Below are 9,768 nucleotides of genomic sequence, written 5' to 3' on the forward strand. Positions count from 1 at the left end.
CTTTCGGTGGGTATAATTTTTACATTTATCGGATTAGGCCACAAGGCTTTTAAGGCCACTATTACAACAAAGGAATAACATGAGACATTTTTTATTGATACTGTTGATGCTGACGGGGATGGGGTGGACATGGCAATCAGATTCGGTAATTCAATACGGTGTGACATTTTATTTCCACACCAATAAAACTGTTGGTCAATTTGTAAATGGGGACTACTGGGTAGAGGGTCCGGTTACAATTGACAGGATGACACCTCACTATGATTTGTATAGAAATGGTTGGGAGGTAGACCCTCCATATTCAATGACAGATCAGGCTGGAGAATTAGGTCATGGGTTTGGAAATAATATAATATATTTTGACTCAACACTCGTTCCGGCATTACCTTATGATGCCGTAGCGGGACAGTCTATTGTTAAGGTCGTTGAAAATGTGGGCGCGACAGGTGAGGATAAGTTATTAACTGCAGTCGTTTTGACGGTTGTTTCTGCCGAACAGATTGCACTCGGTCTATCAAATTATTTTAGGCCACCATATTGTGCTGGTGAAAAAACACTTTATCCAATATCAAGTATAAATCAAAATTTAATACCCTCATATTCTTCTGTTACAGGAATGGCAACAGCCGATACTTTGTATAAACAAATTAGACGCTTACAACTTGATCACAAGGGCGGAATGTTAGGTAGAAGGTTGCACCCAAAAGAAAATATACCACTTTACGGAAGTACAATAGGAGATAGGAATAACCAATGCGTTCTCAGATTAATGGTAAAAGATGATGCACTAAATTATACAAATCTTCTTTACTGTTATTTACAATATGGGATAGATATGTACCATTTAGTGCTTGCAGGGCACAACTGGCCTGATGGGGGAGGGTACCGTCCCGGTCAAAAACTGCCTCTCATATTTACTGCTATAGTATTGCAAAATACAGAGATGCTAAATAACGTTAAGGATTCAACTTCTTTTTGCGAGTATAATAATCTTCATACGAGTCCTATTACCGGAACAACTCTTTTTGGAATAGATACAAATGAGACAGGATATTGGGACTACATTGTAAATGGCGATCATGTTTCTAATGCCAGATCATGGTCAGACCCGCATGGGTATATTGATGGTGCCGCCCTAGAGCAGGATGATAATACCTATCAGTTTTGTTGTTTATCTAAACCATTTAAAGGGCAGGCTTTGGCGCTGGCCTTAATGCCTGTATTACTAACAGGATGGCCTCAGTATGAAAAATTTATATCCTATTGTTATCGATGGACCACACATGGTTATTTAACACAACCAGACCCATGTGCACCATCTGATGGAGTATGGGCGAATTATGGAATAACGTATGGACCTGACGGTAATGGTGGTTGTATTGCTGATAATAACCCGGATGATGGAATAGGTAGATATCCATCTGTAGATGGAACCAGAACAGACGGAGGGTTTTATGGGTCTGCATGGATAGATGCGTTTTGGAATGCCCATTACACTGATCAATGGATGAGATCTGGAAAATCAATCTGTAAATTTACAAGATAATGGAGGATTTATGAAAAGTTTAATTTTAGTTTTTTTAGCGTTGATCGAAATTTCAAATGCAAATACGTATCTGTTTTCTGATACCGGAACTGCAAGTATAGCCAACGGACAAACTGGGTGGGCAGATGGGACAATAGGATATCTTGATTCACTTGTTTTAATTACGCCAGCTGCCAATGATACGTTTCTTTTTAAACAGGTTTCCACGGGTTTTGTTGGGGCAAGGTCGCTGCATACAAATAAGGCATGGAATGTTAATGATGCCGATGCAGGTGCATTTGCACATTTTATGGGAGTTAAAGATACTGTTACAAGAAAAATAATTGATAGTACCGATATATTTAGGTTCGGAACAAACTGTGCCGATACATTACAGTGGGTAGTAATGGATTTTAATAGTTTTGGAATTGTCAGCGGGGACTATTATTTATTTTCAGGGCTAAATATAACTGGGTCGTCGGCAGATACAACGACAGGACTTTTAAGTGTCTATCGTAGCGTTGTTCAATTTTGTAAATTTAGAAATGACACAAATGTATCAAGCAACAGAGCGGCGCTATGGCTTCAAACGAGTTCTGTCGCACATCATTTACTTGTACAATCTGATTCGTGTATTGGTATTAAAATGGGTAGTTCGAGTTTGTCTTCGTCGTGGGTTAGAAATTGTAGACAGACAACTAACGGTGATGGCATTCAGTTTGTCTCGGGGGGTGGAAATAGTATAGATGGGTGCTTGATAACTAATTGTAAACATTACGGAGTTTATATTGGCACATTGGCAGATAACAGATTTACAGGAGGAACAACAATTGATTCTTGTGGTATAGCGATTTATGGTTATTCGGGAGCAGATATATATTTTAAAAATGTTGTATTTGGCAACAATAATACCGCTGATATACAGTATAATGCAAGTTATCCACGCGCACTTGTCGGAGACGGAGTACACGTAGATCCGGCAAAATTAACCAATTGTTATTTCTTATTTGGCATACACGAACATACCTCTGGCGATTGTAAAATTACAAACCCATCGATAGGTATTATTAGTAAAGCATCAGATTCTCCTCTACTTAATACCGGTACGTATCTATGGAGATGATCATGAAGTCAATTATTTATATTCTCATTATGTATTCGTCTATACTTCCCTTTGTTGATAAGGGTATTGACCAGGGGATCGATGGATGTGATAAAGGTATAGTTCAGGACTCAGTTGCCGAAGGGGGGTGTGTTGAAATTCCAGCAATAACCAATCCCGACGATGATACTGTTTATTGTCATTCCGAAGGCGGAATAAAATTAATTATTACCGGGATCGCACCTGATTCGTTGCACTGGATACTCAAACCTGATAGTATGATTTTCGTAGGGGCCGACTCTATTCATTGGTGGGCGACTAAAGTACTTATTGCTGACACAGTTAAATTTTCAGCTCATAACTCCTGCGGAATCGACACAGGGTTTTTCATCAGAAAGCAAGTGTGGGACACTTTGCATATAGATTCAGTTCAAGTATGGTACTTGGCTGTTTGGCATAAACTAATCAAGGGTGATACCATTTACAGGTCGGATTCGTTATTTCGCCACCTACATTCTAATGGATGGAATACATTAGGGGGGTGGAATTGGCCCGGAATCCATGTAGATTCACTTTATACTGGTGATAGCGCAGATGTTCGTGGAGATTCTACGCAATACGGTATTGCTGCCCGTGTACATTCGTCCGCGTCGACAGGGTGGGCCTTTTTTACCGTATCTGATACCGGGGGAGGCGAGGACACTCTTAAGACCGGAGGTGAGGTTGATTCTTTTTATATCGCAGCCTATGACACCGCCACGATCACGCTTGACCCTCACGACACCACCGTATCGGATGGCGATACGGTTATTTATCATGTCACCGTTTCTGGGTCAAGGGGACCCGTAAGGAAATGGCAATTTTACGATGGATCATGGTCGGACACTGCCGGAGTTACCGGGGATACTCTCAAATTTGTGGCTTCGACCGGAAGGGACGGTGATAGTGTACGGTGTATAGTGAGCAACGACAGAGGAGCGGATACCTCCGTCGCGGCGGTACTTAACATCGCAGTGACAATATGGACATTAACGGTTGCCGACGCGGGAAACGGCTCAACCGATCCCGAAGGTCCGACCGCGGTAGAGGATGGAGTAGCAACCAATATCACCGCCACATCCGACGCTCATTACGGCTTTGTACGGTGGACTCGATCAACTACCGACATTGCCATAGCCGACAGCACCGATTCGACCACCATGGCCACGGCAAGCGGCGCCGGGATTGTCACGGCGTATTTTGATCTTGATTCGGTTACTGTAACTCTCGGCATCACTGCCAACGGAACGATCACTTCTCCTTGTCCAGATCAGATTTTCGCATTCGGTGAAACCGACACGGTGATTTTCACCCCGGCGGCAAACTACCGAGTAGTGGGGGCGACGGACAAGCTCCCGGATACGTCTATTTTCCAACCGACAGCGGATACTATGGTAGACACGGCGTTCGAGTTGTTCCCGACGTATACCATCGATACCACCGAGGCCGAGGTAGGCCTTGGCACCTGGGCGATTGCAGGGGGGCTTACGCAGGACTCCGGGGTAACGGTAGTGTATTCGGCTTCCCCTACTTCGGGATGGTCATTTGTGCGGTATGGGGGAACGTTTACCGGGACTTCGGCAATCGATTCGTTTGTGATCGCCGGGAATCATACTGACAGTGTGATTTTTTCAATTGTTCCCATAATTGATTCAGTTAAGGCTCATACCCGTCGCGATCTCAACCGGATAAGTTGCGCCAGGCGGCTCGATACCGTTACCTTCATAACGACCACCGATATTTACGATTCGACAGATCAAAGTGCGGTATTTATCGGTAGGGACACTACCGGACAGATGGCTATTACCCGGTGGTTTAATTCCGGTTCCGGCCTCGACTCTATTTGGGCAATTGTTCCGGCCGACGCAACTGCTAATAAAAACTTCCGGCCGATACTTCGCAATGGATACGGGATATGTTCCAACGTTCGCACTCCGGTGACATGGCGCGAACCGTGGATATTAAACGTGAAAGTGATGGTGCCATAATGCCTGATATTAATCTGAATAGCATATTGACATTGACGAGCACCGTTCAGGGCGTAACGGAATGGCTGATTGAGCGTAAAACCAATACTGGTTCAGGATATGGCGCTTATTCCACTTTGAAAAATTATGAATGCCCAAGTTCAAATGTTAATGAAATTGAAGTCTATGTTTTTTCTGTTACGGATGATACTATAATTTATCCATTAAAAAATGGAGACAAGTTAATGTATCGGTGTACCCCGAACGGGAACGATGCTGGTTTGGGTGCTGCATGGGAAAGCGAAGAATATAATGTGGTTGAAGCTGAATCAACATCCTCAAGAGAAGATAAAACACATATCGATTTATCAATGATATTGTGAGTAGAATCTACTGCAGTTCAGCAACCAATGGTGATGATTAATGGGATGATGGTGTAACGGTTCGGCCGATGTATGCTGTGTTGAGCCGATGCGACCCCTACTGGCCGCTGTGCCAGCCTCGGTCCACCGTCGTGCGCTTGGGGCGCTACCCCTGTGCTGCACCGGCTCAACATTGCATACTCGGCCTGTTGCACGATGTAAACCGCTCCACCTTAATTTCCTTTCGGCGGGCTGGTCAAATCGGCAACCAACTTTCGTAACGATGGGTCGGGGTAATACTGTTTGTCAACACAATCGATGCACCGCCATTCCACATCAGTTCCCTTAGGACCATTGCGATACACTGCAACCCCTACCTTCCCGCACTTACCACACTTCATCGAAGCCTCCAAAGCAAGCCCGCCAAACTATTAATTTTGGAGAGCGATTTATTGCGTGCAACTGGTTAGCCAACGTGTGCTGGTTTGCCCGTAACTTTGTTACACTGATGACTGTAACCGAAGCCACTATTGCCTGGAATAGAATACGTCCCTTCACCATTACAGTCCATTAAATCTAATGCAAAACTATCTTTAATAGTACAATCGTAAACAGACCATTTTAACCGCGCATGAGGGCAAACTTGCATACTTGGCTTATTATCGGTCTTTTGCTCGGCGCTCCCCTTGCTCTGCCGGGCGGGCGATATTTCGAGACGAACCCACTTAGCCGGAGTAGTTCCGGTTGAATAGTTGCACCGATCGGGATTGACAGAAGCATCGTCAACAATACTTATGCACGGACGGCCACTGTTACATTCATTGCATGAAAATACGTTTTGCATAAAGCCTCCTTAAAAACATTTATGTAAGCCCGCCAACTCCAATATGAAGGGCGGATTTATGTTGTATAACGGTCAACGGCACGTGTGAAGTTGCCGCAGTGTACCGTAAATATGATTAAGTATCGATCTAGCATCAACCATTTCTTTGCTTTTCTGCTCTATGTAATTAATAACTGCGGCAATTTGCGAAGCACACACACTGCCGCTGTTGGTGGTTGGTTTTTGTCTTTCCGTCAGCGCCCTTTTAATGCGCTCAATAGCATCCACACCCCCAGAAAGATCGAGAGCGTTGCATAGGTCCACCAATAATTCGATATCTTTACTAACGTCAAGCATTAAAACTCCAAGTTAAGGGGGCAAAAACTTTCCACCAACGGCCCTCGACTATGCGCAGTTCTGTTGTGCTTTGACAACAGAATTGAGGCGCGCAGCCAATTCGTGAATTCCATTTAACGTTACGGCAATATCGCACTGCTCCCTAACCCACTGTCTGATTTCTTTTGCAAGCGCCGCCGTATAGTCGATGTTAGCAGAAGTACCGCCCGATTCCTTATTTTCCTGCGCGTCGGCACCTTTGCCAGTTAATATTTCAATCCCGAATAAATCGTGAACCTCGTAGCTATTTTCGCTCAATCCACCCTTGATTAACATGCCTTCGAGCACCGGAACATCGATATCGACTGTTTCGATTCCTTTGGTTTTTAAACCGGTATTTCCGTCAAGGCGACTTACCTGAAAAACGAATCTTAACATATCAGACCTCCCGATTTTAACCGCGCCCCCAATCTCAAGAGGGCGGTATTTTTGCTAACGGGTCGCGCAACTTATGATGCTTTGCGCGGTACATAGTGATCGTTAAAAGTTACGTTATGACTACACAGCCTCCCGCAAAAATTAATCGGCCCATGCTGGCAATTAGCGCAAGGTTTCATAATTGCGCTGTTATGCGATGCGGAAGGAGTACCTTCCCTAATGTTGCGGCACCGTTCGATAAAGAAACCAAAGAATAAACCGAACAGTTCAAAACATTTTGCGTATATCGTTTTGTATTTCAAAGCCGCCCCCTTATTTAAAAGCACGACTGAAGTTTTGCATAACGTCAGCGCACGGCTGACTGTTGCCCGATCTCTGTTAACGCATCATCAAACTTTTTCCACGCTATGCCGTCACGAATATGATCGTTGCCTATTTTACGCAATAGGGCAATTGCAGCCTGCGTCGTGTTGTCGGCCTTTTGAGCGGGTACCTTATTATTAGCACATGGCGGGTAATTTGTACCGTAAATACGATTACAGTATAACCACATCTTACACTCTTTATTACATCCGATACTTGCCATGTGCTACTCCAATCAGATTTAAAAGAGAAATTGACGACAACGTCCTCGCGCACAGCCGAAGTGTACTCATTTTGGCTTGCGTGTGTTAGCCGACAGTTTAACCGCGCCTCGAATCTCTTCGGCGCTGCTCAGTGATTTCCCTATGTTGATAAAGCATAACAGTAATGCAAATGACTGTCGGTACAATAACAAAAATCAGTAAGGTAACCCATTGCCATGTCATATTGTTTTCCTTTCAGCGCCGAATATTATTTCAAAGCGCGGTTAAATTTTGGCTAACGGATCGCCGCTACGTGCCGTTTCCAATGGGCGAAGCGAAACATGTAGCGGCTGTTGTACGAAGTTTGGCGGATTACCTTAATCTTCTTCCGCCGCATCTCCGAAATCGCCGACAATATCCTGCGCTATTTCCAATATTTTTGCGCGATATTTCAATTCACTTTCACTTGACGCTTCATCCCAATTTTCATAACAATCGCGCAAATCTGCGTAGGTATTTTCCATTCTACAATACGACATATTAGCCATGATGAACCTTTCTTTGCGGCGGACTATTATTCAAAAATCCGCCAAATTTTGTACAACGGGATCAGGCACCCGCCTGCTGTTGTTGCGCATATAGTACAAACGCATTAACTGCGTGAATAGTTTTCTGACTGAGACTAGGATAATCTTTCTTGAAACCGTCAAGCAACAATTGCAGGCTGCCTGTGTTATGCGAAGGTTTTGACGCCTCCGCAATATTCTTTGAAAATGGATTCTCAAATGTTTTTGGAGAAACCCAAACTTCGTTATCTGGTACAAGATTGTTAGCTATTAAAAACTTCTCATCCATTTTCAACTCCAATATAAGAGCGGTAAAACTTTCGTATAACGTGCTCGCCGTTATACGCAGTGCCGCGCTTTGGCGGCATTGAGGCGCTTTCGTAATTCTATGCGCCAATAGTATAAGCCGTCGCCTTCCTGGCGCGGCCTGAATGACCAAATTTCTCCAAGCGCCCACCGTATGATTCGCTCAAGCGCCGACGTATAGCGGCTGTTGCCTGACTGTACTGCGGGTGCTCCGCTGCCTTCTGCGGTTGGCTCGTTTGACAACGGGCATTCCGCTGGAAAATCATTCATCCAATGCTCGCACGATATTTGATATGCACGACCATCTTTTTTACAATGATGCTGACCGCGATATCTACAGTCAACGACATCATCTATCGGCATTAGCTTCGCCATGCCAACCGCCTTTCAAATTCAGCCGCCCGCAGTATTGCAGGCAACGTCCGATGCAGGCAGACGTTTTGTTTCAAAATGTGCGGAGCGAACTGCCTGCATTTGTTGGCAGATGTAAACTGCCGCTCCTTATTCAACTTAAATTTTGACACAAGTACCATACTCGGTACCGACCCATACCTGCTTGCCATTGCGATCTTCCTCGAAGTGTTCAAATCTCACGCATCGGCCACCAACGCAGTGAACGCTGAATTCGTGAGGGACGGCATGCTGGCACGGTTCTTTAAACCTATCGGTGACAACGAAACAACGTTCCGATTTATTGCTACATTGAACCACAAAAGCTCCTTTCAAAATTTACTACAATATGGTCGGCAGTTTATTTCTGCCAACGTGTTGCCGCACCCGCCCGACGTGGGCTTTGACATGTTGGGCTGCGGCTGTTGTGTGATGTAGGTTGGTGCCTCCTACTTGTCTTCAATTTGGCGGCGTGTTTGACTATTTGCATACTCACGGAAGACCACCAGTTTCCCGATGTTAGAGTACAACCCCATTAAACCACCGCCCCTTTGCATACCCTGGTCGCAATCGTGGACTCCGGATGTCGCAAGGCCCGCCGCAGGGACTGGCTGTTAGCCAAATTGACTACTTGTAAAAGAGCACCAACCTATTTCACACAACGGCCCCGCGCACAGCTGATCGTTTTAATGTCGGCTTGCGCGTGTTAGCCGAATGTTAACCGCGCTTCCCCTTGCCTTTCGGCGCACGGACAACCTGGCACACTGTACCGTAAAAAGGAACTCCCGTTAACGCTTTGCGAAATTCGGAACGGGTAATAACCTTGTTGACAAAAAGAACGTTTAACGTGTGGACGTACTGTGACGCTTGTTCTGCTGACATTAGAAACCTCCCATGAAGTGCGCCGAACTACGGTGCCCGAGCGCGGTTAATTTTGGCTAATGGACTGGCATAGCAGACGTTTCCAATGTGCTAAAAGCCAAGGGCGGTATTCCGCCCGATGCTGCTATGCCTTGTTGTACGATTTTAAACATTGCATACCTTATTATTCCACGATCGCGACGGATCTGAATCCCAGTAACAGAAATTCAAAAAACTATCGAACATATCACTATATTCCAGGTACCGTTGATACCGCTGCTTACTTTTCGAAACTTTGGGCGGCGGAATTATATCACCAACAATAGGAGTTCCGATAAAACATCCGAGATCGCTTTTACTACGTTGACGCCATCCGCAAGCGCACCTATCAACATCGTTACCGTTTCCGCCGCGATTACACTGGTAACAGTATGTGAACTCACTCATAAAAAATCCAATCGTGGCAATGTTTAATTTCGTACAACGG

The 9,768-nt window shown here is 44.9% G+C and carries 13 protein-coding genes; 5 read left to right on the forward strand and 8 right to left on the reverse strand.

Going from position 1 to position 9,768, the window contains the following annotated elements:
• The first annotated feature begins 79 nt into the window (after window positions 1-79).
• From WC407_RS14770 to WC407_RS14785, 4 genes are read left to right on the forward strand one after another with little or no spacing between them, the layout of a single operon-like run.
• Complete coding sequence (locus tag WC407_RS14770; RefSeq protein ID WP_373023411.1) at window positions 80-1,546, forward strand: hypothetical protein; 1,467 nt, start codon at window positions 80-82, stop codon at window positions 1,544-1,546.
• A 10-nt stretch (window positions 1,547-1,556) separates the two neighbouring features.
• Window positions 1,557-2,648 carry a right-handed parallel beta-helix repeat-containing protein gene (locus WC407_RS14775; protein ID WP_373023412.1) on the forward strand — a complete coding sequence of 364 codons (1,092 nt, stop codon included), beginning with the start codon at window positions 1,557-1,559 and terminating at the stop codon, window positions 2,646-2,648.
• 2 nt (window positions 2,649-2,650) lie between these two features.
• Window positions 2,651-4,654 carry a hypothetical protein gene (locus WC407_RS14780; RefSeq protein ID WP_373023413.1) on the forward strand — a complete coding sequence of 668 codons (2,004 nt, stop codon included), beginning with the start codon at window positions 2,651-2,653 and terminating at the stop codon, window positions 4,652-4,654.
• On the forward strand, window positions 4,621-5,016 hold the full coding sequence (locus WC407_RS14785) for a hypothetical protein (protein WP_373023414.1): 396 nt from the start codon (window positions 4,621-4,623) through the stop codon (window positions 5,014-5,016). The genes WC407_RS14780 and WC407_RS14785 overlap by 34 nt, the downstream gene beginning before the upstream one ends.
• 445 nt (window positions 5,017-5,461) lie before the next feature.
• Here the strand turns inward: WC407_RS14785 and WC407_RS14790 are convergent, their stop codons facing one another.
• From WC407_RS14790 to WC407_RS14805, 4 genes are all read right to left on the reverse strand, one after another.
• Complete coding sequence (locus WC407_RS14790; RefSeq protein ID WP_373023415.1) at window positions 5,462-5,839, reverse strand: hypothetical protein; 378 nt, start codon at window positions 5,837-5,839, stop codon at window positions 5,462-5,464.
• Between the two features lie 72 nt (window positions 5,840-5,911).
• A complete protein-coding gene (locus WC407_RS14795) occupies window positions 5,912-6,175 on the reverse strand; it encodes a hypothetical protein (RefSeq protein WP_373023416.1) in 264 nt (87 codons plus the stop codon).
• A 48-nt stretch (window positions 6,176-6,223) separates the two neighbouring features.
• Window positions 6,224-6,592: a hypothetical protein gene (locus WC407_RS14800; protein WP_373023417.1), complete on the reverse strand. Its 369-nt coding sequence runs from the start codon at window positions 6,590-6,592 to the stop codon at window positions 6,224-6,226.
• Window positions 6,593-6,938: 346 nt separating this feature from the next.
• Complete coding sequence (locus tag WC407_RS14805) at window positions 6,939-7,178, reverse strand: hypothetical protein (RefSeq protein ID WP_373023418.1); 240 nt, start codon at window positions 7,176-7,178, stop codon at window positions 6,939-6,941.
• On the opposite strand from WC407_RS14805, the gene WC407_RS14810 reads away from it, so the two are divergent.
• Complete coding sequence (locus tag WC407_RS14810) at window positions 7,179-7,313, forward strand: hypothetical protein (RefSeq protein WP_373023419.1); 135 nt, start codon at window positions 7,179-7,181, stop codon at window positions 7,311-7,313.
• A gap of 222 nt (window positions 7,314-7,535) precedes the next feature.
• Here the strand turns inward: WC407_RS14810 and WC407_RS14815 are convergent, their stop codons facing one another.
• The 4 genes from WC407_RS14815 to WC407_RS14830 all read right to left on the reverse strand — a co-directional run.
• A complete protein-coding gene (locus tag WC407_RS14815; protein ID WP_373023420.1) occupies window positions 7,536-7,706 on the reverse strand; it encodes a hypothetical protein in 171 nt (56 codons plus the stop codon).
• A 61-nt stretch (window positions 7,707-7,767) separates the two neighbouring features.
• On the reverse strand, window positions 7,768-8,013 hold the full coding sequence (locus tag WC407_RS14820; protein WP_373023421.1) for a hypothetical protein: 246 nt from the start codon (window positions 8,011-8,013) through the stop codon (window positions 7,768-7,770).
• A gap of 527 nt (window positions 8,014-8,540) precedes the next feature.
• Window positions 8,541-8,741 carry a hypothetical protein gene (locus WC407_RS14825; protein ID WP_373023422.1) on the reverse strand — a complete coding sequence of 67 codons (201 nt, stop codon included), beginning with the start codon at window positions 8,739-8,741 and terminating at the stop codon, window positions 8,541-8,543.
• A gap of 705 nt (window positions 8,742-9,446) precedes the next feature.
• On the reverse strand, window positions 9,447-9,768 hold a 322-nt coding region (locus tag WC407_RS14830), incomplete at its 5' end, for a hypothetical protein (protein ID WP_373023423.1).

This window comes from Sulfuricurvum sp., assembly GCF_041651515.1.
Taxonomy (GTDB): Bacteria; Campylobacterota; Campylobacteria; order Campylobacterales; family Sulfurimonadaceae; genus Sulfuricurvum.